This is a genomic window from Leeuwenhoekiella sp. ZYFB001 (genome assembly GCF_011784865.1).
GTDB classification, from domain to species: Bacteria; Bacteroidota; Bacteroidia; order Flavobacteriales; family Flavobacteriaceae; genus Leeuwenhoekiella; species Leeuwenhoekiella palythoae.
Map to the genome: position 1 here is coordinate 3,533,959 of NZ_CP050460.1, position 24,596 is coordinate 3,558,554.

Annotated in this window: 19 protein-coding genes; 9 read left to right on the forward strand and 10 right to left on the reverse strand. The window is 39.5% G+C overall.

The genetic code is table 11. The features are described from left to right. Positions 1–91 precede the first annotated feature (91 nt). The 5 genes from HCN54_RS15215 to HCN54_RS15235 form a co-directional block, all read right to left on the reverse strand. Positions 92–2,035 (reverse strand): M1 family metallopeptidase, encoded by a 1,944-nt coding sequence (locus HCN54_RS15215; RefSeq protein ID WP_167598458.1) that lies wholly within the window; start codon positions 2,033–2,035, stop codon positions 92–94. A gap of 205 nt (positions 2,036–2,240) precedes the next feature. Then, positions 2,241–4,946 (reverse strand): PD-(D/E)XK nuclease family protein, encoded by a 2,706-nt coding sequence (locus tag HCN54_RS15220; RefSeq protein WP_167598459.1) that lies wholly within the window; start codon positions 4,944–4,946, stop codon positions 2,241–2,243. 78 nt (positions 4,947–5,024) lie between these two features. Then, positions 5,025–6,410: an OmpA family protein gene (locus HCN54_RS15225; RefSeq protein ID WP_167598460.1), complete on the reverse strand. Its 1,386-nt coding sequence runs from the start codon at positions 6,408–6,410 to the stop codon at positions 5,025–5,027. A gap of 153 nt (positions 6,411–6,563) precedes the next feature. Then, positions 6,564–7,937, reverse strand: coding sequence for an OmpA family protein (locus HCN54_RS15230; protein WP_167598934.1), 1,374 nt, complete (start codon positions 7,935–7,937; stop codon positions 6,564–6,566). Between the two features lie 255 nt (positions 7,938–8,192). Next, positions 8,193–11,336: a UvrD-helicase domain-containing protein gene (locus HCN54_RS15235; protein WP_167598461.1), complete on the reverse strand. Its 3,144-nt coding sequence runs from the start codon at positions 11,334–11,336 to the stop codon at positions 8,193–8,195. Between the two features lie 178 nt (positions 11,337–11,514). Between HCN54_RS15235 and HCN54_RS15240 the strand changes: the two genes are divergently transcribed. Then, on the forward strand, positions 11,515–12,123 hold the full coding sequence (locus HCN54_RS15240; RefSeq protein WP_072981024.1) for a superoxide dismutase: 609 nt from the start codon (positions 11,515–11,517) through the stop codon (positions 12,121–12,123). Between the two features lie 696 nt (positions 12,124–12,819). On the opposite strand, the gene HCN54_RS15245 is transcribed toward HCN54_RS15240, so the two are convergent. The 4 genes from HCN54_RS15245 to HCN54_RS15260 form a co-directional block, all read right to left on the reverse strand. Next, positions 12,820–14,718, reverse strand: coding sequence for an amidophosphoribosyltransferase (locus HCN54_RS15245; RefSeq protein ID WP_072981026.1), 1,899 nt, complete (start codon positions 14,716–14,718; stop codon positions 12,820–12,822). 54 nt (positions 14,719–14,772) lie between these two features. Further along, complete coding sequence (locus HCN54_RS15250) at positions 14,773–15,696, reverse strand: PfkB family carbohydrate kinase (RefSeq protein WP_167598462.1); 924 nt, start codon at positions 15,694–15,696, stop codon at positions 14,773–14,775. Between the two features lie 145 nt (positions 15,697–15,841). Beyond that, positions 15,842–16,477, reverse strand: a complete 636-nt coding sequence (locus HCN54_RS15255; protein WP_167598463.1) for a viroplasmin family protein — start codon at positions 16,475–16,477, stop codon at positions 15,842–15,844. 152 nt (positions 16,478–16,629) lie between these two features. After that, complete coding sequence (locus HCN54_RS15260) at positions 16,630–17,199, reverse strand: phosphoribosylglycinamide formyltransferase (RefSeq protein ID WP_167598464.1); 570 nt, start codon at positions 17,197–17,199, stop codon at positions 16,630–16,632. Between the two features lie 177 nt (positions 17,200–17,376). Between HCN54_RS15260 and HCN54_RS15265 the strand changes: the two genes are divergently transcribed. From HCN54_RS15265 to pyk, 5 genes are all read left to right on the forward strand, one after another. Next, positions 17,377–17,610 carry an acyl carrier protein gene (locus tag HCN54_RS15265; protein WP_009778413.1) on the forward strand — a complete coding sequence of 78 codons (234 nt, stop codon included), beginning with the start codon at positions 17,377–17,379 and terminating at the stop codon, positions 17,608–17,610. 19 nt (positions 17,611–17,629) lie between these two features. Continuing rightward, positions 17,630–18,883: a beta-ketoacyl-ACP synthase II gene (gene fabF / locus HCN54_RS15270; protein ID WP_072981030.1), complete on the forward strand. Its 1,254-nt coding sequence runs from the start codon at positions 17,630–17,632 to the stop codon at positions 18,881–18,883. Positions 18,884–18,889: 6 nt separating this feature from the next. Then, on the forward strand, positions 18,890–19,636 hold the full coding sequence (gene rnc / locus HCN54_RS15275) for a ribonuclease III (RefSeq protein ID WP_072981031.1): 747 nt from the start codon (positions 18,890–18,892) through the stop codon (positions 19,634–19,636). 96 nt (positions 19,637–19,732) lie between these two features. Further along, positions 19,733–20,221, forward strand: coding sequence for an IPExxxVDY family protein (locus HCN54_RS15280; RefSeq protein ID WP_167598465.1), 489 nt, complete (start codon positions 19,733–19,735; stop codon positions 20,219–20,221). Next, complete coding sequence (gene pyk / locus HCN54_RS15285; RefSeq protein ID WP_072981033.1) at positions 20,221–21,657, forward strand: pyruvate kinase; 1,437 nt, start codon at positions 20,221–20,223, stop codon at positions 21,655–21,657. Before HCN54_RS15280 ends, pyk begins: the two co-directional genes overlap by 1 nt. A 71-nt stretch (positions 21,658–21,728) precedes the next feature. On the opposite strand, the gene dinB is transcribed toward pyk, so the two are convergent. Then, positions 21,729–22,832 carry a DNA polymerase IV gene (gene dinB, locus HCN54_RS15290; protein ID WP_167598935.1) on the reverse strand — a complete coding sequence of 368 codons (1,104 nt, stop codon included), beginning with the start codon at positions 22,830–22,832 and terminating at the stop codon, positions 21,729–21,731. A gap of 110 nt (positions 22,833–22,942) precedes the next feature. Between dinB and HCN54_RS15295 the strand changes: the two genes are divergently transcribed. Genes HCN54_RS15295 through HCN54_RS15305 form a run of 3 tightly spaced genes read left to right on the forward strand, consistent with a single transcriptional unit; the run spans position 22,943 to position 24,556 of the window. Further along, complete coding sequence (locus HCN54_RS15295; protein WP_167598466.1) at positions 22,943–23,605, forward strand: NAD(P)H-binding protein; 663 nt, start codon at positions 22,943–22,945, stop codon at positions 23,603–23,605. Beyond that, positions 23,598–24,068, forward strand: a complete 471-nt coding sequence (locus tag HCN54_RS15300; RefSeq protein ID WP_167598467.1) for a CYTH domain-containing protein — start codon at positions 23,598–23,600, stop codon at positions 24,066–24,068. The genes HCN54_RS15295 and HCN54_RS15300 overlap by 8 nt, the downstream gene beginning before the upstream one ends. Further along, on the forward strand, positions 24,059–24,556 hold the full coding sequence (locus HCN54_RS15305; protein WP_167598468.1) for a YciI family protein: 498 nt from the start codon (positions 24,059–24,061) through the stop codon (positions 24,554–24,556). Before HCN54_RS15300 ends, HCN54_RS15305 begins: the two co-directional genes overlap by 10 nt. Positions 24,557–24,596 lie beyond the last annotated feature (40 nt).

The following is a 24,596-nucleotide window of genomic DNA, read 5'->3' on the forward strand; positions in this document are numbered from 1 at the left end:
AGGTAAAATCGAAAATTGTTACATTTCAATAGATCGCATAAAAAACCCCGAAGGCGAAAGCATTCGGGGTTTTACTTTTAAAAAGCTAAACTTAGTTCTGGTATTGTGCTACCGGCCAGCTGTCGTTTGAGAAATTTACATCTGGAAGCATTTTGCTAGGGTCAATAACTACTTTAGAAACTTCCTTATTTGTTTCTAAAAGATAGTTCCATTCATTGCCGCGTTGCCAGATCTCAACAGGAAGTTCTACCATTTGAGTAGTATCATCTGCAAAAGTAACTTGCATTTTTACTGGCATCGGGATATCACCGTTGTTTGAAAGGCTAATCACATAATTACCTTGATATTGACGCACGCTATTTACAGCTAAATCAATATTACCGGTTCCATAAAACCAACCTTTAAAGAACCAAGCTAGGTTTTCCCCGGCCACATTTTCCATATGATTGAAGAAATCACGTGGTTGTGGATGCTTGTATGCCCAGGTTTTAATATAAGATTTAAAGGCGTTGTCAAAGCGCTCCGGGCCTAAGATATACTCGCGTAACATAAATAATCCTTGTGCAGGCTTTGCATAAGCGATCATCCCTAAGTTTCTCAAATTGGTAACATCAGGGTAGGTGTCAATGCCTTCACGATTAGGATTTGTATACCATCCTAGCGCATTTCGGGTTTGATTGAGGTTTGAAGGATATTCGCCGTTATTAAATTTGTTTGAGCTGTAGTGATTGATGAACGTATTGAAACCTTCGTCCATCCAAGCATAGCGGCGCTCGTTTGTGCCAACGATCATCGGGAACCAGTTGTGACCAAATTCGTGATCGGTAACACCCCATAAACCTGCACCGGTAGACTTCCAACTACAAAAACTGAGACCGGGATATTCCATTCCGCCGATCTCTGCAGCAACGTTTACAGCTACAGGATAAGGATATTCAAACCACATCTCCGAGTTGTTTTCAATTGAATGTTTGGTGTATTCTGTAGAACGTGCCCAAGCGCCTTGACCGTCACTTTCAATAGGATAAACCGATTGTGCTAACGCTTTCTTTCCGCTAGGCAAATTGATTTTTGCTGCATCCCAAATAAAGGCTTTAGAAGAAGCAAAAGCAACATCACGGGTGTTTTCCATTTTGAAATGCCACGTGAGTGTACCACTTTGTTTTGCTCTTAACGACATATCGTCAAGCTCGTCTGCTTTTACCAACATCACCGTCTCATCGCTGTTTTTTGCTTTTTCCAAACGATCGCGAAGTGTTGCTGAAAGTATGTCTCTTTCATTTTGCAAAGCGCCGGAAGCAACTACGATGTGATTGTAAGGAGCAGTGATTTTAAAATCATAATCTCCATAATCGAGATAGAATTCGCCAGCACCTAAATACGGCTCGATATTCCATCCTTCGATATCGTCAAGAACTGCTGCGCGTGGAAACCACTGTGCTAATGCGTAGATGGTTCCGTTTTCGGTTTCCAGACGACCCATACGGTCCATTCCTTTCACCGGAATTTTATAGGTAAAGTTCATAGAAACCGTCGCTTCACCACCATCTGCCGGAATAGGTTCGTCAAAAAAGACCTGCATACGCGTGTCTGTAATGATATGTTTTGATGAAGAACTGCGTTTTACTTTAGCCTCCAAATTGGTGATGGTATAACCGCCGTCTACATCACCATTGTAACGATTACCGTTAATAGGTGTTGTTAATGTTCCGCGAGAATCTGCTGTAAAGCGATTTTGTTCTAAATGCATCCAGATGAAGTCAAGCTCCTGCGGACTGTTATTGGTATATTCTAAAGTGAGCTTTCCAGTGATCGTGTGTGCTTGATCATCGAGTGTAGCTTCGATTTTATAATCGGTTTCGTTTTGCCAATAATCTTCTCCCGGTTTACCGGTAGCTGTGCGGAATTCATTTCCGTTATGATCTAAGAATTCATCAAAAAGCGATTGATTGCTTTGCACTTCTTGTGCGTTGATTCCTGCATATCCGCCAAACATAAGAAGGACCGCAGCGATTTTGTTTTTCATTTTATTCATTAACTAAAAGGTTTTACTTTAATTGTTAGATCCACTCAATTTATAGCGGTTTTGGAGCTCTACTCAAACGCTTCGTTGCAAGTATTGCCGGTTGTTGAACTTGAAAAAAGTTATTCTACCGAAAACCAATTGAAAGAATCTGCTGATCCAAATTTAAAATTTAAGCAGCAGCTAAAGCCAACTTCTCTCTTAAATTATGAGATGGCTAGACCTCCTTTTCCATAAATGGCATATCGATATTCAAGAGTTCATCGATGAGTTGTAGCAGGTATTTTTCAAAAGTTTGTAGAAGTTCTTGGGAGACTATGGTGTTTCGGTCTTCCGTAAGTTTTAAAAAGCCTGATTTTAAATTTTTAAAGGAAATGATTCCGGCCTCACAATTGGCGGGCAGCCCCTCATTTTTGGAGATCATAAGCGCATAGCACAAAACTTGAAACGCCTTAGATTGCTTTTTGTAATCTGTGATTAATTCGTCCCAATCTTTAATAACAAGTTGGCCTTTTTCGACCTTTCCGGTTTTATAATCCAGAATTCGGGTTATTCCGTTTACGGCATCTATGCGGTCAACGGTTCCTTTCAGTTTAATCTCAGGGGTTAATTGTGCAACGTGTTTTGCTTCAAGCGCTTTAATGATGATTTCATCTCCGGCTTCAATGCGTTGCAATTCCTGATTCAAAAAATTATGCACAAACTGCTTAGCTACATTAAAAATGATGAGGTTTTTACCGGTTTTAATATTAACCGCATTGTAGTTTTTTTCAAATTGCAGGCTTACTTCGGCATCAACTTTGGCTCGAATGGCTTGCAATATAGGTTTGCTGAGTTGGGTGTTCAAATAAGGTTGATACAACTGATCTAATGTTTCGTGCACAACAGTACCCAATGTGTTGTGGGCTATGACATCTTCAACAGCATCTAATTCTTCAATGCCCAGGACATAATTGTAATAAAAATCAATAGGATTTCTAATGTAGGTGGATAAAGCCGAAGGTGAAAATCCGGAAGCCGCGTGCTTCATCAGGGCTTCAATAATTTCCGGAGTTTTTTTGATCTGTTTTAGGGCTATCGGTTCAACAGCTACCGAAGCTGCAGCACTCTGGTCAACAAAATTATAGTTAGCAGAAGTGTCGGTTGCCAGCTGTAATAAAAATCTACTTTTCTCACCGCTTTTAAGTCCGCCTGCTTCATTGTTGTAAATCAGGTTTACAGAAGCTGCACGTTGCAGGATTCTGAAAAAGTGATAGGCATATATCGCGTCTTTCTCGCGATAGGTGGGAAGCTTGGATTCGATCTTTAAATCAAACGGGATAAAACTATTTTGACTTTTACCTGACGGAAAAGTGCCTTCGTTAAGGGAGGTAATGATAATGTGTTCAAAATCGAGCACGCGAGACTCTAGCACTCCCATAATCTGTAGTCCTTTGTAAGGATCGCCTTTAAAATCTAGCGTTTCTTGACTTAGGATTTCTTTATAAAACTGTTTTAAGGTTTTTAAATCGCCGAGGTATGAGTAGGTTTCGTTTAAGTTTTTCAAGCGAGTAAAAACTTCTAGAAAAGCATAGAGAAATTCAAGTTGTAACCAGTTCTTTTTAGGAAAAAGGAGTTCTTTAAGCTCTTGAATACTACTTAGAATTTGCTGTATTGCGATGCTGCTGTCATTTACCCAATCTTTAAATAAAAGCTTACAATGGGTAGATGCCTGATCATCTAAAAGCTGCAGTGGATCTAGGTAAATCAGATTTTTTTCGGTGATTGATTTTTTTAAAAGTTCGCGTTCCTTATCGAGTAAAAGGATGGCATATTGCTGGTCTAACACAGAGAGAACATCTTTATAGTAATAGCCGTTATGTTGACGATTGATGTGCATTTGAAACCAGCTTTCAAAAAAAGCGGCCTGAGCAACTTGTTCTAGAGGTAATCCCATAGTAACATTCAAATGTGTTACAGATTCCGGCAAGGAATTTAGTAAAGGAAGAAGGAGTGCTTCATCGCCAAGAATAACCGCTGTGTTGTTTAATGCTGTGGCATCTAATGAATTTAATAATTGTCCTACGTATTTAACCTGGCCAATATTTTGTGCAACTCCTGTTGCAGTTATGGTTTTGGTCGTATTAAAATTGCTTTCAGATTTTGGGAAAAATAGATTTTGTTTAGAATCTATTGCCCAGTGTTTCATATAAGATTTGATGAATTTGCTTGCAACGTGATTATCGTCATCTAAAAAATAAGGATCTATGTCCCAATAAATCTTGGTCGAAGGAATTTCTAGAAATCGGGTGATGATCTTTTGCTCGGCAGCATTAAGAGCGTTGAATCCACAAAACAAATAGTTCTGCGATTGATTTGCATCTAGAAAAGGTTCTAAATTTTCAACAGCCTTGCGATAGAGCATTCCTTGATAGCCTAAGCCTAGGCGTAACAGATGCTCTTGAAAGCGATCGTAATATTTATTGATCGACTTCCAAAAAGTAAGATAATTTGAAATCAGTTGAGAATCCTGATCTGTATACCAATGGTTTAATTCTTTGACTGCAGAGAGGTAATTAAAAAAGGGTTTCGTATCGATTAAGTGGCGATCAATTTCATTCAAATCGCCTAATAAGGTTTGTCCCCATCCTAAAAAGTTTAAAAAGGGATCGGGAGTTTCACCCTCATAAACCGTTTGATAAATGTGGTATAACTCAATTTGTAATTGCGTTTGCGAGGCACTAGTTAAACCGGAGATTTCTTCAACAAGTTCTTCGATACTTATAACCTGCGGAAGAAAGCAAACCGTATCACCTAATTGCTGTTGTAAGCTTTGCAGAAAAAAGTTTCCGGCACGCCGAGAAGGCAGCACCACTACGGTTTGAGTAAGAGAAGGAGAGGCAGCTAAAAGGTCTGAGATTACCTCGTCAATAAATGTAGTCATAGACTAAAAATAAAAAACGCCCTGAATATTCAGGGCGTTTTCCATTTATATATTTCAGAATTTAATCTGAAGTGTTTCTTACTTTAAAGTAAGTTTTACACGTCTGTTAAGTTGCATGCCAGCAGCAGTAGTGTTAGGAGCAATTGGCTTCTCTTCACCGTAAGCTTTGATTGAAAGCTGGCTACCGTTTACACCTTCTTTACTAGTTAAGTAATCAACAACAGATTGAGCTCTTCTTTCAGAAAGATCCATGTTGTAAGCATTACTTGCGCGGCTATCAGCGTGACCTTCAACTTCAAAAGAAGCAGTAGGATATTCTTTCACGATGTTAGCAATTCTAGTTAAGGTCTCGTAAGAGCTCTTTCTGATTGTAGCTTTATCAGTATCAAATAAGATACGACCAGCTTCACCATTTAAAGTTTCTAGTACAGCAGCGTCAACTTCTGGGCATCCGTCGTTAGAAGCAGGACCAGCAACATCTGGACACTTATCATCTTTGTCAGCTACACCGTCACCGTCTCTATCTGCAAATGGGCAACCATTGTTAGAAGCAGGACCAGCTTCGTTAGGGCACTCATCTTCTGAATCAATTACACCGTCACCGTCAGCATCTGGGCAACCGTTAGTTGCAGCAGGACCAGCAACATCTGGACAGTTATCTTCATTGTCAGGAATACCATCACCGTCAGAATCAGGACATCCGTTAAATTCTGGAAGACCAGCAACCTCAGGACAAGCATCTTCAGAATCTTTGATTCCGTCACCGTCAGTGTCAGGACATCCGTTGAACTCTTCTAAACCTGGAGTTTCTGGGCACTCATCCTCATCGTCATAGATGCCATCACCGTCAGTATCAGTTCCGCCAAATGCAAAACCTACACCTACGATATGCTGCATGTGTCTTGTGTAGTAAGTACCAGGCATCATTGCGTGCTTGTAAGTAGAAGATAAATCAAGGTTGATGTTATCGCTTAACCAGATCTTTAAACCTACAGTACCGTTAAGAGTTCCGTGACTTGGCATATCACCAATAAACACGTAACCACCACCACCACCTAGGTATGGGTCAAACCAACCGCCTTCTCCAAAAAGAGCATCACGGAAGCTGTAAGAGAACATACCGTCAACAGCGTAGTACGCTAAATCATCAACAGGAAGATCTCCCATTTTGTCAATCTTGTTGATAGATCCTCTAACACCAAGAGCGAAACCTGCTCCAATGTAACGTCCTACGTAAAGTGTAGATACAGATGGAAGAATGTTCCAGTGATCGCTTACATTGTAAAACTCATCAGGGAAACCTCCAGTTAAAGGTCTGTTGTCTGGTGGGTATACAGGATAAGTATCCACTGCATTTACACCAATACTAACAGCCCAAGGGTTGTTTTTGTCTTGTGCGTTTGCAGTGTTAAGACCCACGAAGGTCAAAACTGCAAACAGAAATAATTTAGTAAGATTTTTCATGTTAAGTAAGTAAAATTTAAGTGTTAATTGAAGCAAATGTAATTTGTTAAAATCTAGCAACAAAGTCAAATTTAATAAAAATCATCAGTGCACATTAAAATTGAATCATTTTAGACCTGAATCTGTTGCTAGAATTATAACAGTTGTTTTACATTATTCTATAAGTGAAAGTTCTACACGTCTATTTTGCTGTCTACCAGCGGCAGTAGCATTAGTTGCAACCGGCTTAGATTCTCCAAATCCTTCTGAAGATAATCGTGATGCAGGTAAACCTTGTTTAATTAAATAATCTTTAACTGAAGCAGCTCTTTCATCTGAAAGTTTCAAGTTATAAGCATCAGAACCTTGGCTGTCAGTATGACCTTCTATTAAGAATCTCGTATTAGGATATTCTTTCATAGTTTCTGCAACTGCATTTAAAGTTTCGTAAGACTCAGCTCTAATGGTTGCTTTATTCAAGTCAAACAATACAGTTCTTACTTGAACATTGATTTCTTCAAGTACTTCAACAGTTACTTCTGGACAACCATTATTTGCAACAGTTCCTGGTACAGTTGGGCACTCATCATCTTTGTCTAAAACACCATCGTTATCTTGATCTTCATAAGGGCAACCATTGTTCTCAGCAGGACCTGCTTCGTTAGGACACTCATCTTCAGAATCTTTAACTCCGTCGCCATCAGCGTCAGGACATCCGTTTAAAGCAGCAATACCAGCAACATCTGGACACTCATCTTCTGGATCAGCTATACCATCACCATCAGAATCAGGACATCCGTTAAATTCTGGAAGACCAGCAACTTCAGGACAAGCATCTTCAGAATCTTTAATTCCGTCACCGTCAGTATCAGGACATCCATTAAACTCTTCTAAACCTGGAGTATCAGGACACTCATCTACGTCATCATAAATTCCGTCACCATCAGTATCAGTTCCGCCAAAAGAGAAACCTATACCTGCAGTGTGCTGCATATGTCTGGTATAGTACCCTTCCATTGCGTGTTTGTAAGTAGATGAAAGGTTAATGTTGAAGTTGTCGCTTAACCAGAGTTTTAATCCGGCTGTACCGTTTAAAGTTCCGTGGCTTGGCATATCACCAATAAACACGTAACCACCACCACCGCCTAGGTATGGGTCAAACCAGCTGTCCTCTCCAAAAAGTAAATCTTTAAAACTGTAAGAGAACATACCATCAACTGCGTAGTATGCAAGGTCGTTAGCTGGAGCGTCTCCTAATTTTTCAATCTTATTAAGAGAACCTCTTACTCCAAAAGTAAAACCGCTTCCAATGTAGCGGCCTACGTAAATTGTAGAAATCGAAGGAAGAATATTCCAGTGATCATCAACATTGTAAAATTCATTTGGGAATCCTCCGGTCGTTGGGCGTTCTCCAGGCCATACAGGGTATGTATCGACTGCATTTACACCAACACTTAAATACCAAGGATTATTTTCGTCTTGTGCTGTTGCGTTTTGTGAACCCGCAAATAAAGCAACAAGTATAAGTAGCAAACTTGTATTTCTAATCATATCGGTTTGGTTGTGTTAACAATTATCGGGGTAAAAGTAGTTTGTTAAAATCTACCGACAAAACGACAAGTGATAAAGTTTTATTAAACCTTTATTGTGAGTAATACCCAAGCACAAATAGCTGTTAAACAGAAGTTCATAGTAATTTTAATGTGGATTTACATCCTTAATGCCTAAAAATAAGAGAGTTAAGCTCGGGTGTGGATGATGTTGAAAATGAGCGATTTACTTTGTAGGAATACTTATAAATTGTTAAATCGACACTACAGATTCTGGTGCATTTAAGTAAATTATAGCTTTCTTTTTAATGTGAAGTCCCATTTTTTGCAAGCTTTTTACATATAATTCTAATTGATCCTTATGCGAAATGTTAGGGCTTCCGGTCTTATAATCCAGCAGCCAAACATTATTGTTTTTATCAATTTCTACACGATCAGGTCGTATCATCTGACCTTCTAAATGTATAGCGCGCTCGTTTAAAACAGTATGCCTGTGATCAAAAAATCCGTGCGCTTTTAAGTCTGAAATAAGACGATGTAGCTGTGCCTGCAAGGTTTCTTTTTGATCGTTTTCAATCATTCCTCTGGTGAGTGCCCGTTTGATGGCGATTTCAATATCTGCTTCAGATTTTATGTCAGCCATCAGTTCGTGAATAATGTTTCCAAAAGTTATGGCTTCCTTTCTTTCAAAATCCCACAGGGCTTCAGCTTGAGTTACAATCGCTAGATTATGATCTTCCTTCGCAGTACTTATTAAATCAAGAAACGCAGCATCTTGTTTTAAACGCTTCGGTTGAGAAACGCGAGAAGCGCTTCCAAATGTGTAAACGTTTTGATTGCTATCAAAGAGCTGTTGCTGTTCTAGAAATTGAATAAACAGATCAGAGAAATTCTTTGGTTCTCCCTTGGTTTTACTGGTTTTGGTAATGATGTGCAGTTGCTCTACACTTCGCGTGAGTGCGACATATAAGACATTAATGGTGTCCAGTTGTTGCTGCATACGCTTATATTCATACAACATTGCGGTTTGCTCATTATAGGAGGAGAGCTCTGCTTTTTGACCAATTAATAAAGCCTCAAAGCCTAAGAATTCTTCTGGTTCCGGCAGATACCAATTGTAGGTGTCTGAGCGGTTATCATACAATTCGGTGTGAGCAAAAGGGTAAATTACCACCGGAAACTCTAAACCTTTACTTTTATGAATGGTCATAATTTGTACCGCTTGGGATGCGGGCGGAGTGCTTATGCTCAATTTATCTTGCTTTCGGTCCCACCACGTGATGAATTCTGGAATTCCGCCCGAATGCTTTTGAGAAAAATCATAGACAGCATCTAAGAAAAACTGAAGATAGGCTCCGCCTTTTTGATGAAGATCAAAGGCCCTGATGATATACTCTGCAGATTCATAAATAGGAAGCAACGCACATTGCTCAAAATCAAACCGCGAAGTAGCAGGGAAAATTTGATTAAAAAGAGCTGCGCCGTTTGATTCTAAATGGTTTTTATAAAACGTATGACTATCTTCAAGATCAAAATAGTTTTCGGCCAAAAAGGTCAATATTTTAATGCTTATGGCCTTTGAATTCGGCTCTACGGTATAATGTAAAACATCAACAATAAATTGAACTTGTGGTGATTGTTTCAGCAATAAGCTTTCACTGGAGATCACCGGGATATTTTCTTCTTGTAAGCGTTGTGCGATTTCAATTCCTTCTGCGTTGCGACGAACTAATATGCACAGTTCGTGTAATTCAAACCCATGTTCAACACAACTGTTTACTGTTTTTACTACCTCGTCCAGATATAAAGGTTTTGCTTCTTCGGATTTGTCAGCTTCAATGAAATTTATTGACACATAACCTCCTTTACGATGATTGTATTTTTGGGAATTACCTGATAGATAGAGCTCTTTATATTCCGGATAGGCAAAGTTGTTTGCCACTTGAGTAAAAAACGAATTATTAAAATCGATCACCTGATCATAACTGCGGTAATTATGGGGAAGGGTAATGGTTTTTTTATCTTGATTCTGAAAGGGATTATTCTCATTTTTTGAGAGACTTATAAATTGCTCAGCTTCACCACCGCGCCAGCGATAAATAGCTTGTTTAGGATCGCCAACGATCATCAGGCTATTAGCAAGTGTTTCGGTTTGAGCGGTACTAAGGGCATTGTCTATCAGAGGCACTATGTTAGACCATTGTAAAACCGAAGTGTCCTGAAATTCATCTATAAAATAATTTTCATAACGTTCTCCTAAGCGCTCGTAAATAAAAGGTGTGGGTTGATTCGCTATATTTTTATGTATGAGTTCGTTGAAATCTGAGATCAAAACCAAATTATTTGCAGATTTGATCTTTTCCACTTCTTGCTGAATACTTTGCAGTACAGATAACGGCGTGATTTTTTTGTAAAGTTCGTCTTCTAATTTCAGCTGAAGGATCAACGCCTTTATTGCATTAAACTGTAAGGTGATTTCTGGTGCAATTTGGTCTAAAATAGCCTTGATGCCTTCCTTTTGGGTCTTTGTATATAAAGGTTCTTGCCCTAAATTTTGCACCCATTTCGTATCAAAATTCACGTTAAAATCAGCTTCAGCTATTTTGCTGAGTGTGTTGGGTAAATATTTTCTCGTGAAATGAGCGTGCTCTAATTGGTTTTCAGCAATAAACTGCAGCAAGCGCTGTGCTTTATCAACGATTACTTTTAATTTCTCATTTCGGGAAGTATTGAAATGCTTCTTTAAAGCAGCAAAATCTTTCAAGGACCTTGACTGAATTTTCTTTAGATACTCGCGGTCGTTTTCGCTGAGCAAAAGTTTACTGATCTCATAAAAGTCTCTAGAGATGTCCCAGCTTTTGTCATTATCTATTTTTTCAAAGGCAAAGTCCAAGAGTACATTGGTGATCAACTGATCCCTACCGGCTTTATCAATAAGGTTATCTACAGCTTGTTCTAAGATGTCTTGAGTGTTCAATTCGACTTCAAAATTCTGTGGAATTTTTAAATCGTAAGCAAATGTGCGAATGATGCGGTGCGTAAAATTATCAATAGTCACCACGTCAAAAGAAGCGTAATCTTGAACAATATGTTTTAAAATACGTTTTGCTTTAAGCTGAATTTCCTCCGGAGCAAGACCGGTGGCTTCAACAATGGCGTTAAACATCGCATCTTCTTCAATTTGCTCATCACTTTGAGCAAAAGCTTCTAGATTTTCAATAATTCGAAGCTTCATTTCGGCCACCGCTTTATTGGTGAAGGTAATGGCCAGAATGCGCCTGTATTTAAAGTCGTTTTTACTGCTAAAAAGAATGGTGAGGTAATTTTTGACGAGCGCAAAAGTTTTACCTGCGCCGGCAGAGGCGTTATAAACAGAGATAGAATGATGATCTTGCATTAGGTCAAGTTAATATTTTCTGTCTGAGAAAATTTTGTTTGTAGAGAAAAGAATTACACAAATAAAATTAGAATAGTACAAAACCTTAAGACTATTATAACACGCTAAGCTTTAGATAAGGCGTATGAAGTCTTATCTTTGATTATCAACTATTCTATTAACGAAAAAATATTAAAATATGTCTTTTCAACTTCCAGAATTAAAATATGCGAAAGATGCTTTAGAGCCGCATATTGATTCAAAAACTATGGAAATTCATCATGACAAGCATCATGCTGGATATACAAGCAAATTAAACGCAGCAATTGAAGGAACTGATTTAGAAGGAAAAACTATTGAGAACATCCTGATAAATCTTGATATGACCAATAGCGCAGTGCGCAACAATGGTGGTGGTTTTTACAACCATAGCCTATTTTGGGAAGTAATGTCTCCAGACGGAGGCGGAGAGCCTACAGGAGAATTGGCAGAAGCTATTGATGCTGCTTTTGGTTCTTTTGAAGCGTTCAAAGATAAATTCAGTAGTGCAGCAGGTACTCAATTTGGTTCAGGATGGGCTTGGCTTTGTGTTCACGAAGGTGGTAAAGTAGAGGTTTGCTCAACGCCTAACCAAGACAATCCGCTAATGCCTGAAGTAGGTTGCGGAGGTACTCCAATTTTAGGTATTGATGTTTGGGAACACGCATACTATTTAAAGTATCAAAACCAGCGTCCTGCATATATTGACGCGTTTTTTAATGTAATCAACTGGAAAGAAGTTTCTAGCAGATATGCACAAAATAAGTAAGAAGCACTAAGTTTCTGATGAAAAGCCCGGTTATCCGGGCTTTTTTTATTGGTGCTATCAAGATATATTAGTGTTTATTCTTTGAAATAAATTTTCAATTTCGAGGTATCCCAATACTTAACGGGTGATAGTATTAAACCCTTTGATGGTGCCAAAAAAAAGGTGAAAAATCTCAAGGAGTGAAAACGGCTCGCGGCGCAGGTTCGACATTACTAGAGTAGCAATTATTTTCAGTTTGTTTAGGAATTCTTTTATTCAGATGATAGCTCGCCACCCTAAAAAGGTGGAAAATCGCAAGGAGTAAAAACGGCTCGCAGCGTAGGTTTAGTACTACTAGAGTAAGAATTGTTTTCCGCTAGTTTAGGTATTCTATTATTTAGATTGATGCTCGCCACCCCGATTTGGTGCAAATAAAAAAGGTGGAAATCTCAAGGAGTGTAAACGGCTCGCAGCGTACGTTTGGCATTATGAGAGCAAGAATTGTTTTCGGTTAGTGAAGGAATTTTTTAATTCAGATTGATGCTCGCCACCCCGATTTGGTACAAATAAAAAAGGTGGAAAAAATCCACCTTTTTTGCCCCAAATCTACCATGAACTTAACCTACTTATGTTATGGCAGTCACTAAAATATTATATGTTGCGGGATGCAACCAAATCTTTTAGATAAAGTGCTGAATTATTAGTTAAAGCGCCTGTTTAATACGCTCTCTTTAAATTTCCTTCTACATAATTGATAAAAGCACGGTTTACCACACGATTTCCTCCTACGGTAGGGTAATCTCCTGTAAAGTACCAGTCGCCCAGATTCTTAGGGCACGCCTTATGCAAATCGCTTACTTTTTGATAAATCACGCTAACCTCTGGAGCGATGGTTTCATCTTTTAAAAGCTCAGCAATTTTATTAGAAATTTCTTCATCTGTAAAGGGTTCATAAATTTCTTTGACATAGTTAATTACATCTACATCTTCAAAATCAACCTGACTTACACATTTCTCATAAACCTGATTGATGATCTCTTCTTTACCATTTTCTTTGAGCAAATCAATAGCAGCTCTAAAGGCAATGAAGTCTTGAAGTTTAGCCATATCAATTCCGTAGCAATCCGGATAACGAATTTGCGGCGCAGAAGAAACCACTACAATCTTCTTAGGGTTTAGACGAGAAAGCATTTTTATAATACTCTTTTTAAGTGTAGTACCGCGTACGATACTGTCGTCAATAATCACAAGATTGTCAGACTCTTTAACCACACCATAAGTCACGTCATATACGTGTGCTACAAGATCGTCTCTACTGCTGTCTTCGGTAATAAAGGTGCGTAATTTTACGTCTTTTATTGCGATTTTTTCAGTGCGCAATTTTTTAGACAGAATCGCTTCAAGCCCTTGCTTGTCTAATTCGTTTCTACGTTCTAAAATTTCTGCGGCTTTCTGCTTGTCTAATTCGGCTTGAGCGGCTTCAACCATTCCGTAGAATGAAGTTTCGGCTGTATTAGGAATATAACTAAACACACTGTTCTGCGTGTCGTGATCAATATGCTTGAGCACTTCAGGCATCAATAATCTACCTAATTCTTTTCGCTCTTGGTAAATTTCGGCATCACTACCTCTCGAAAAATAGATGCGTTCAAAGGAGCATGCTTTACGCTCGTGTGGCTCCTGAATCTTTTCAATCGAAGTTTTTCCGCTCTTTTTAATGATCATTGCGTGACCGGGATCAAGCTCTTTTACGTCTTCAAATTTCGCATTAAAAACAGTCTGAATCACTGGGCGCTCACTGGCAACTACAACAACCTCGTCGTCTTTATAATAATACGCCGGGCGAATCCCTGAAGGGTCTCTCAATACAAAGGCATCGCCATGACCTAAAAGACCAGCCATCGCATAACCACCATCCCATTCTTTTGACGCTTTCTTTAGAATTTTTGCAATGTTAAGACGCTCTGCAATTTGAGGAGAAGCTTCAAATTTAGAGAAACCTTCTTTTTTTAATTTCTTATAAATCTTAGCTACCGCGTCATCGAGAAAATGGCCTATTTTTTCCATCACGGTGATGGTGTCTGCTTTCTCTTTTGGGTGCTGACCGAGCTCTACAAGCTTATTAAAAAGCTTAAAAACATTGGTCATATTAAAGTTACCGGCAACGATAAGGTTACGGTGCATCCAGTTATTTTGACGTAAAAATGGGTGAACACTCTCTACACTATTTTTACCAAAAGTACCGTAGCGCACGTGACCTAAAAGCAGTTCGCCCACATACGGAACGTGTCTTTTTTGCAAAGCAACATCATCTGCATACTCCGGGTTTTCTAACAAAACCTGATTGATTCTCGAATTTATTTGCGCAAAAATATCCTGAATAGGCTGTTGCGCAATAGAGCGTTGTCTGCTTATATAACGCTCTCCAGGCTCCATATCTAATTTTATGCTGGCAAAACCTGCACCATCCTGACCACGGTTGTGCTGTTTTTCCATCATTAGGTACATTTTATTTACACCATAAAATGCAGTGCCATATTTTTCTTTATAATACTCTAGGGGTTTTAAAAGACGTATTACTGAAATTCCGCATTCGTGCTTTATTGCGTCACTCATAGCTTGTTTAAATGTTTGCGCCCCCTTCTGGTTAAGAAGAGGGCGCGCGTTGTTTTATAGGTCTAAATTAAATTGCGTTAAGGCTTTAAATTTCAGCAAACGCTTTTCGATTTCTTCGGGTTTTAAATTTTGCATACGCTCGGTTCCAAATTTCTCTACGCAAAACGATGCGAGGTTAGAACCGTGTATGATTGCTCTTTTCATATTTTCAAAAGAAAGGTCTCCGGTACTGGTTAAATAACCGGCAAAACCGCCGGCAAAGGTGTCGCCCGCGCCTGTAGGGTCAAAAACTTCTTCAAGCGGCAAAGCCGGAGCAAAGAAAATTTTATCCTCTTCAAAAAGTAATGCACCGTGTTCTCCTTTTTTTATAACCACAAAGCGAGGTCCCATTGCTGAGATTTTCTGTGCTGCAGTTACTAAAGAATACTCTCCACTTAGCTGGCGCGCTTCTTCATCATTTATTGTGATCACATCTACACGAGCAATCACTTTCTTAAGATCTTCAAGAGCGCTATCCATCCAGAAGTTCATAGTGTCTAGAATGGCAAGCTTAGGTTTTTTGTTCATTTGATCTAATACAGAAAGCTGAACGAGCGGGTGTAAGTTACCCAGCATAACAATTTCAGCATCTTTATAAGTCTCAGGAACAACCGGATTAAAATCGGCCAGAGTATTAAGCTCTGTAATAAGCGTATCTCTAGAATTCAGATCGTTGTGGTAGCGGCCTTTCCAGAAGAAGGTTTTGCCGTCTTTTACAACTTCAAGCCCTTCCATATTGATACCTCTATTTTTAAGCAGGTCAATATATTCCTGAGGGAAATCTGATCCTACAACAGAAACGATCGCTTGGTCAACCTCAAAATTAGAGGCGGCTAGACCGATGAAGGTTCCGGCTCCACCAAGAATTTTTCCGGTTTTTCCAAACGGAGATTCAATTTCATCAAAGGCACACGTGCCTACAATTACCAGTTTATGCATCCAAAAATTTTATGCAAATATACAGTTTTGATAATGCAATTTTAAACTATGGTCGTTAGAGTGTTTCTAAAATTACGGTGCGCTTTTGTCTTAAAAGCAGAACTCGTATTACGTTGATGCTATTACGAATAGGATCTTAGGTTTTTTATTTTCTGCCAAAATCAGCCGGAATTTCGCCCCAGGCTTTCGTTTCCCATTTGACAATTACCGTCTTATAAGTGTTGTTTTGAAGCCAGTTTTCGGCACGACGTACCAGATCGTACACATCTTTATTCTTTGAATTTTCTGTGAGCTTGGTATTGCATTTTTTCTTTTTTACCCAGCCAATGGCGATACGCGAATCTGAATAAATAATGCGGTCGCTGTTTTTTTGTTTGAGTAGCGCAAGACCGTGTACGAGCGCAAGAAACTCTCCTATATTGTTAGTGCCTTGTTTAAACGGACCTTGATGAAAGAGTTGCTTGCCGGTTTGGGTGTCTACACCACGATATTCCATTATGCCGGGATTGCCGGAGCTTGCTGCATCAACAGCAATCGAATATAAATTAGGTTCGCCATATTTAGCTTTTTCTTCGGCAGTGAGCGTTTTTTTCTTCTTAGCAGAACCTTTTACGTCTTTGTAGTCTTTATTATAAGCAGCTTTAGCTTCTGGGAATGTAGCAAACGACTTGTATTGTGCTCCCGCAAAACCGTCTATCATAGCTTTGCAATCTTTCCACGACGTATAAATGCCGGGTTTCTTGCCTTGCCAGACTACATAAAACTTTTCTTTCTTCGCCATAAATAATCAATCTCTTTCATTTCCGCGAAGGCGGAAATCCCTTCAACGCTATGCAGTTATTGGCACCGCCAAAGGGTCTAATACTCCGAGGCTTGCCTCGAAATTGAACATTCGTTTCTAAACAAAGCCTCATTGGCTTGCCCTGAGGTGGTTTATTGGTTTTCTAAAATCTCTGCGATCACACGCGGAAAGTGCTCGTATTCCAGTTCGTGAATTTTTGTCGCTAAACTAGCTGCGGTCTCCTCAGGCTCTAATTGCGTTTTAGCCTGAAAGATGACCGCTCCTTTATCATACTCAGCAGTCACTTCATGAATAGTGATCCCAGATTCTTTTTCGCCGGCCGCTACCACAGCTTTGTGTACGTTCGCCCCGTACATACCTTTTCCACCATAAGCAGGCAACAGTGCCGGATGAATATTTATGATCTTGCCGGGGTAGGCTGCGATAATATTTTTAGGGAATAACCATAAAAACCCGGCCAGTACGATCAGGTCCGGCTGTGTAGCTTTAATAAGATTTAAAACTTGATCTGTCTCATAAAAGGCGCTTCGGTTAAAACTGAAGGCGCTAATTTTAAGATTATTTGCTCGTTCAAGAACTTTTGCAGTGCTTTTATTGCTTAAAATCTGAACAACTTGCGCATCTTTTCGGTCTTGAAAAAACTCTGTTATTCGTTGTGCGTTAGAGCCGCTTCCAGAAGCAAAAATTATGATTCGTTTCATATATTATAGGTGTTGCGAGACTACAAAACAACGCATTATTATTGTTTTAAAAGTGCAGTTTGCGTTTTATGTTCAGGAGGAAATGTTTAAATTAACGACACATTTTAGATAGGTAATGTGGTAAAACGGTAAAGTTTGCTATTTTTGCCTCCTAATTAAAATTTAAAATTAAATATTATGTCAGACATTGCATCAAGAGTAAAAGCCATCATCGTAGATAAACTTGGCGTTGATGAGAACGAGGTTGTTGCAGAAGCTAGCTTCACAAACGACCTAGGAGCAGACTCGTTAGATACAGTTGAGCTTATTATGGAGTTTGAAAAAGAATTTGATATTCAGATTCCAGACGACCAGGCAGAAAATATCGCGACTGTAGGTCAAGCTATTTCCTACATAGAAGAAGCAAAGTAAGAAGAAAGCAAATTACCATATGGAGTTAAAGCGAGTTGTAGTAACAGGTCTTGGTGCGCTTACGCCAATCGGGAACAATATTGAAGAATATTGGGAAGGGTTGAGTACAGGTAAAAGCGGCTGTGCTCCTATTACTTATTTTGACACAGAAAAGTTTAAAACCAAATTCGCTTGTGAGCTCAAAAATTTTAACGCTCAGGACTATTTTGACCGAAAAGAAGCTCGAAAGTTAGACCGTTTTGCACAATATGCATTAGTGTCTTCTGATCAAGCGATTAAGGATGCAGGAATAGATCTTGATGTCGTAGATAAATTTAGAGTTGGTGTGATTTGGGGAGCCGGTATCGGCGGCCTAGAGACTTTTCAGGACGAAGTAATAAACTTTGCCGAAGGTGATGGTACTCCTAGATTTAACCCCTTCTTTATTCCAAAAATGATCGCAGATATTGCCCCGGGTAACATCTCGATCAAACATGGATTTATGGGGCCAAATTATACCACGGTTTCTGCATGTGCGTCATCTGCCAATGCATTGATAGATGCACTAAACTACATACGTTTAGGGCATTGTGATATCATTGTAACAGGAGGTAGTGAAGCAGCGGTAACAAAAGCGGGTATGGGTGGTTTTAATGCAATGCATGCCCTTTCGACCCGTAATGAAGATCCCGCAACCGCTTCAAGACCCTTTGACGCTACACGAGACGGTTTTGTTTTAGGTGAAGGTGCCGGTGCGCTTATTCTTGAAGAATATGAGCACGCAAAAGCACGTGGCGCCAAAATTTATGCCGAGGTCGTAGGAGGCGGAATGTCTAGTGATGCACATCACATGACCGCACCGCACCCTGACGGAATAGGTGTAGAGCGCGTAATGCTTAATTGCTTACGTGATGCAAACATCAAACCGGAAGAGGTAGATGCCATAAACACTCACGGTACGTCAACTCCACTGGGAGATGTGGCCGAGCTTAAAGCGATTACCAAAGTATTTGGAGAGCACGCTAAGGACATCAATATCAATTCAACTAAGTCAATGACGGGGCATCTTTTAGGTGCAGCAGGAGCTATTGAAGCGATTGCTTCAATCCTTGCGATGGAGCATGGTCTTGTGCCACCAACCATCAATCACACGACTGTTGATGAGAACATTGATAGTTCTTTAAACCTTACGCTTAATAAAGCACAAAAGCGCGAGGTTAATGTGGCGATGAGCAATACCTTTGGATTTGGAGGTCACAACGCTTGTGTCTTATTTAAAAAGTATAGCGAATAATCTCAGATGAGTGTAATTCGCAACATATTTACTTCCCGTCCTGAAAAGGGCGGGAATTTTTTTGTTACCGTCAAAAAAATCATAGGCTTTAAACCAAATACGCTAAGGCATTATGAAGAAGCATTTACTCATAGATCTATGGCGCTTCAGGATGATAAAGGCAATGCCTTTAATTATGAGCGGCTAGAATTTTTAGGCGATGCGATGCTGGGTGCTGTGATTGCCGCCTATTTATTTGATGAAGTGGGCAAAGGCGATGAAGGCTATTTGACAAAAATGCGCTCTAAAGTAGTAAGCAGAGAGCACCTTAATGAATTAGGTCGGGATCTGGGTCTGTTAGGCTTGGTGAAATCGGCTATTCCTAAAGAGAATTTTGGAGCCAACATTCACGGAAATCTTTTTGAAGCGCTCGTAGGAGCAATATATCAAGATAAAGGCTATAATTATGCTAAAAAGTTTATCAACAAACGAGTGATAGATCCTTATGTTGATATTGAAAAGTTAGAAGGCCGTGTTATAAGTTACAAAAGCTTACTTATTGAATGGTGTCAGAAAGAAAAGCACAGTTTTGATTTTGATACGTATGAAGACACTGGTCAGGATGTAGTACGTCATTTTTCGGTGCGGTTGTCAATAGATGAGAAACAAGTGGCAAAAGCCAGAGCAACTTCAAAAAAGAAAGCTGAAGAAAAAGCGGCAAAGCGCGCCTACTATGTGTTTCAAAATAAAATAGATGTACATCGCTTTAACTAAAAAGGCAGGCTACTACTAGTCATTTTTACATTTAGATAAAGCCTAAGCCTATTATATCTCTTATAGTTTGATTATATTTAACGCTTATTTAAGAGTATGGCTGCCCTCAAACTTTTGCTAGATGATGCGTTTGATTTTGACTTTAGTTTAATAGCAATACACTGTTCTTTAGAAGATTATAGGCTTGCTTTTATGGCTAATAAATATGCGGGCTTACACTTAAAGAGTTCAAAAGACGTTGACTTTTATATCAAAAAACTAAAATATAGCTTTGCCTCGTTTAAATATGATGATCAAAAAAACTATCAAACCTTTACTTTGATAGCTAATAAATATAAATTAAAACAAGCACAGCGCTTGGTAACCAGCGATTTGTTTGCAGATTCTGAGTCAGAGCACTACAAAACAGTTAACTTGATTCCAGAAGTTAAAAATGCAGATTATCTTTTAAAAATAGAGAGTGACAACGGCAAGTCTCCCAGATTAAAATTGCTTGCTCACTTGAATCAAATACCACAAATAATTACCGCTTACGAGGTTGAGGTAAGCGCGTTAAAATCTAAACAAAATTTAATTTTTGAATAATGTCAAACACAAAGAAAACTAAAATTGTTGCTACACTAGGTCCTGCTACCAGTAAGAAGGAAGTCCTTCACAATATGATCAAAGCAGGTGTAGATGTTTTTAGAATTAACTTTTCTCACGCCGACTATGATGCGGTAAAAGAGCGTATAGATATGATACGCAGCCTTAGCGAAGAGTTTGGTTATAACACAGCAATATTAGCAGATTTACAAGGTCCCAAATTGCGAGTTGGGATTATGAAAGATGAAGTTGTAGTTAACCCGGGAGACAAAATTATCTTTTCAACAAAAGAAGAATTTGAAGGCACTAAGGAGCGTGTTTATATGAACTATCAGCACTTTCCTCGCGATGTAAATAAGGGAGAGCGCATACTTCTGGACGACGGTAAATTGATCTTTGAGGTTTTAAAGACAGATAATGAAAACGAAGTTGAGACTGTTGTAATTCAAGGCGGACCTTTAAAGTCAAGAAAAGGGGTAAACCTTCCTAATACTAATATTTCGCTTCCTGCGCTTACCGAAAAGGATGTTGAAGATGCCATTTTTGCGATCAATCAAAAGGTTGACTGGATCGCCCTTTCCTTTGTGCGTCACGAAGGTGATTTAATTCAGCTTCAGGATTTAATTAAAGAACACTCTGAGCATAAAATCCCTATCATTTCTAAGATCGAAAAGCCAGAGGCAGTAAAAAATATAGATAAGATCGTAGCCTATAGTGATGGTCTTATGGTTGCGCGTGGTGATCTTGGTGTGGAAGTTCCTGCTGAAGAAGTTCCGCTTATTCAAAAGCAATTAGTACTTGCTGCTAAAAAAGCACGTATTCCGGTAATCATCGCAACACAAATGATGGAAACAATGATCGACAGCCTTACGCCTACGCGCGCTGAGGTGAACGACGTTGCAAACTCTGTGATGGATGGTGCAGATGCGGTAATGTTGAGTGGAGAAACCTCTGTAGGTAAATATCCTGTTCAGGTGATTGAGCGTATGGCTTCTATCTTAGCTAAGGTTGAAGATTCACCATTGATCAAAGTACCTCAGAACCCACCTCACATTCGTACTAAGCGCTACATCACAAAATCTATTTGTTATCACGCAGCGCTTATGGCAAATGATATTGATGCTAAAGCCATCACCACACTGACTAACAGTGGTTATACCGCATTTCAAATTTCAGCGTGGAGACCTAATGCGCATATTTTAGTCTTTACCTCAAACCGAAATATTTTAAGTCAGCTTAATTTACTTTGGGGTGTTAAAGCATTTTATTACGATAAGTTTGTTTCAACCGACGAAACTGTGCGTGATGTAAACCGCATCGCTCGCGACAGCGGTTACCTTAATGTAGGTGATATGGTCATTAGCCTTGCGGCAATGCCTATCAGTGAAAAAGGTATGGTAAATACGCTTAGAGTACGTGAGATTCAAGGGAATTAATTATTCCCAATCTCTTAAAAGTTCAAAGCTCTTTCCTGATCGGAAAGAGCTTTTTTTATTGGTGCTGTCAACTAAAATTCAAACTTGAGTTGTACGGCGATTTCCTTTTTTTCAGCGGGTTTCTCGCGTTTATCTTCGGTATTTAAATTGGCCAAGGTTATGCCTAATAAGCGCACGCTGTTTTCCATCTTTTCTTGATACAGAAGTTCTTTTGCGGTCTCGTAGATCACTTCTTTAGACCTGATGTAATATTGAAGTGTTTTGCTTCGGGTTTTCAGAGTAAAATCGCTGTATTTTATTTTGAGCGTCACTGTTTTGCCGGCGACATTAGATTTTTTGAGTCGGCGTTCTATTTCTTCAGCGATATTCTCCAGGCGTTCAAGCATAAAAATTTCCGAAGAAATATTCTCGCTAAAGGTACGCTCTGCACCTAGTGATTTTCTAATGCGATGCGGTTTCACTTCGCTCAGGTGAATACCACGCACCACATTGTAATAGTGGTTTCCACTTTTACCAAATTTCTCCTGTAAAAATTCTAGACTTTTGCCTTTTAGGTCATTTCCTGTAAAAATACCCAGTTGATACATTTTTTCGGCGGTAACCTTACCTACACCATAAAACTTTCTGATGTCTAAGGCCTCTAAAAACGGAAGCACTTCTTCTGGATTGACTGTTTTTTGTCCGTTGGGTTTGTTGACATCACTGGCAACTTTAGCAATAAACTTGTTGATAGAAATTCCTGCGGAAGCATTGAGCCCGGTCCTCTCTTTGATTTTAGCACGGATCTCCTTTGCGATCAACGTGGCGCTGGGATTTCCCTTTTTGTTCTCGGTGACATCCAGATAAGCCTCATCGAGAGAAAGTGGTTCTACAAGATCTGTATATTCGTGAAACACCTCTCGAATTTGCCCGCTGATCTCGCGATAACGATCAAAACGCGTTTTTACAAAAATAAGATCAGGGCAAAGTTTACGAGCCAGGGCACCCGCCATCGCACTACGAACACCAAATTTACGCGCTTCATAGCTTGCAGCACTTACTACTCCCCGTTCTGAGCCGCCACCAACGGCAACAGGCTTTCCGCGCAATTCGGGATTGTCCAATTGCTCTACAGAAGCGTAAAACGCATCCATATCAACGTGTATGATCTTTCTATTTTTAGGAGTTTCTTGCATCAATTCTGCAAATTTAACTACAAAACTTCAGCCAAACTGCGCGACCATTTGATACTTGTGCGATTATAAAATCAAATTGTACCTTGTATACTCATATTTAGATACAGACTTTGAAAAAAACAGCACTTATTCTCGGTATTACCGGCGTTACAGGCACGCTACTTGCGAGACATCTTTTTGATGATGATCGTTTTGAAAAGGTAATCAGTTTTCATCGCCGTAAATCGGGTTTACAGCACCCTAAGTTAGAAGAGCATATTGTTGATATGTTCGAGTTAGACAAACATCAAGATAGGTTTAAGGCAGATGTGGTTTTTTGCTGTGTAGGCACCACGCAATCTAAAACCAGCGATAAAGAAACCTACAAAAAGATCGACTACGGAATTCCGCTGGCGGCGGCAAAACTTTGCGTAGCCAATGGTGTCGAGCGCTTGGTTGTGATTTCGGCATTGGGTGCAGATCCTGAAAGTAGGGTGTTTTACAACAAAACAAAAGGCGAGATGGAGCGTGATGTTTTAGCCGAAAAACCAAATAATACCTATTTGTTAGAACCGGCATTGCTAGCTGCAGATCGAGAGGAAAAGCGCACTGCAGAAAAAATAGGAATTATGGTATTTAAGGTACTCAATCCGTTTTTGATTGGGCCGTTGAAAAAGTTTAGAAGTATCAAACCGGAAGCTTTAGTGAAAACGATGCTTTATTTAAGTTTCAATTCCTATGAAAACGCCCGAATCACTTCAGATGAAATTCAAAAAATAGCTGATAATGCTTGAAATCGAACGAAAATTTTTAGTCAAAACAGATGCTTTTAAGGCGGAAGCATTCCGAAATCACGTGATAAAACAAGGTTATCTCAACAGTAATCCTGAACGTGCCGTGCGCGTGCGTATTAAAGACGCCTCGGGTTTTTTAACTATTAAAGGGAAATCTGATGACACAGGAACCACGCGATTTGAGTGGGAAAAAGAAATAAGCAGAGAAGAGGCCGAAGCCTTGCTCAAATTATGCGAACCGGGAGTTATTTCTAAAGTGAGATTTCTCGTGAAAGCGGGGCAGCACACCTTTGAGGTAGACGAGTTTTTTGAAGAAAACCAAGGCTTATTTCTGGCGGAGATAGAACTGCAGTCAGCTACCGAAGATTTTAATAAACCAGACTGGTTAGGGGAAGAGGTAACAGGAGATCCGCGTTATTACAACTCCCAACTCAGTAAAAATCCGTTTGTATTATGGAAGTAAAAACTATGGTTAAAATAGGGCTTTGGAGCCTGCTTTTATGGGCGTGTAAGGAAAAGGAAACCGAAAAGGAAGTTCCTGTGTTGCAGGAAGAAAACAGCAAAACGGTTTCTGAACTACAAGCAGAACTTAAAGAAGCGGGGTATCTGACGATGAATTATGTTGATGAGAAGACTAGAGATACTGTGATTATGCAGCAGTATTTTATCGCTTTTTTAAAAAGCGGCCCTAATCGGGATCAGCCAAAAGAAGTTGCAGACAGTCTTCAGAACCTACATTTAGAACATTTAGGTAAAATGTATGAGTTGGGCTATGCTGATATTTCTGGGCCTTTTGGTGATGATGGAGAAATCCGCGGAATTACAATTTATAACACCCCAACACAGCAGATGGCAGATAGTCTGGCGAACCTTGACCCTATGGTGCAAGCCGGAAGGTTACAGATTGAAATTCATCCGTGGTGGGCAGCAAAAGGCTTTCCGCTACGGTAATAATCTACTTGTGCGACACCCATAAAAAAATCCGAAGTAC

What these genes read in the sequence shown, in the direction of transcription:
- HCN54_RS15220 (WP_167598459.1), bottom strand. Translation starts at nt 4,946, where the DNA reads ATGACTACATTTATTGACGAGGTAATCTCAGACCTTTTAGCTGCCTCT.
- HCN54_RS15260 (WP_167598464.1), bottom strand. Translation starts at nt 17,199, where the DNA reads ATGAAACGAATCATAATTTTTGCTTCTGGAAGCGGCTCTAACGCACAA.
- HCN54_RS15250 (WP_167598462.1), bottom strand. Translation starts at nt 15,696, where the DNA reads ATGCATAAACTGGTAATTGTAGGCACGTGTGCCTTTGATGAAATTGAA.
- HCN54_RS15300 (WP_167598467.1), top strand. Translation starts at nt 23,598, where the DNA reads ATGCTTGAAATCGAACGAAAATTTTTAGTCAAAACAGATGCTTTTAAG.
- HCN54_RS15245 (WP_072981026.1), bottom strand. Translation starts at nt 14,718, where the DNA reads ATGAGTGACGCAATAAAGCACGAATGCGGAATTTCAGTAATACGTCTT.
- dinB (WP_167598935.1), bottom strand. Translation starts at nt 22,832, where the DNA reads ATGCAAGAAACTCCTAAAAATAGAAAGATCATACACGTTGATATGGAT.
- pyk (WP_072981033.1), top strand. Translation starts at nt 20,221, where the DNA reads ATGTCAAACACAAAGAAAACTAAAATTGTTGCTACACTAGGTCCTGCT.
- HCN54_RS15240 (WP_072981024.1), top strand. Translation starts at nt 11,515, where the DNA reads ATGTCTTTTCAACTTCCAGAATTAAAATATGCGAAAGATGCTTTAGAG.
- HCN54_RS15225 (WP_167598460.1), bottom strand. Translation starts at nt 6,410, where the DNA reads ATGAAAAATCTTACTAAATTATTTCTGTTTGCAGTTTTGACCTTCGTG.
- HCN54_RS15265 (WP_009778413.1), top strand. Translation starts at nt 17,377, where the DNA reads ATGTCAGACATTGCATCAAGAGTAAAAGCCATCATCGTAGATAAACTT.
- HCN54_RS15215 (WP_167598458.1), bottom strand. Translation starts at nt 2,035, where the DNA reads ATGAATAAAATGAAAAACAAAATCGCTGCGGTCCTTCTTATGTTTGGC.
- HCN54_RS15305 (WP_167598468.1), top strand. Translation starts at nt 24,059, where the DNA reads ATGGAAGTAAAAACTATGGTTAAAATAGGGCTTTGGAGCCTGCTTTTA.
- fabF (WP_072981030.1), top strand. Translation starts at nt 17,630, where the DNA reads ATGGAGTTAAAGCGAGTTGTAGTAACAGGTCTTGGTGCGCTTACGCCA.
- HCN54_RS15235 (WP_167598461.1), bottom strand. Translation starts at nt 11,336, where the DNA reads ATGCAAGATCATCATTCTATCTCTGTTTATAACGCCTCTGCCGGCGCA.
- HCN54_RS15255 (WP_167598463.1), bottom strand. Translation starts at nt 16,477, where the DNA reads ATGGCGAAGAAAGAAAAGTTTTATGTAGTCTGGCAAGGCAAGAAACCC.
- HCN54_RS15280 (WP_167598465.1), top strand. Translation starts at nt 19,733, where the DNA reads ATGGCTGCCCTCAAACTTTTGCTAGATGATGCGTTTGATTTTGACTTT.
- rnc (WP_072981031.1), top strand. Translation starts at nt 18,890, where the DNA reads ATGAGTGTAATTCGCAACATATTTACTTCCCGTCCTGAAAAGGGCGGG.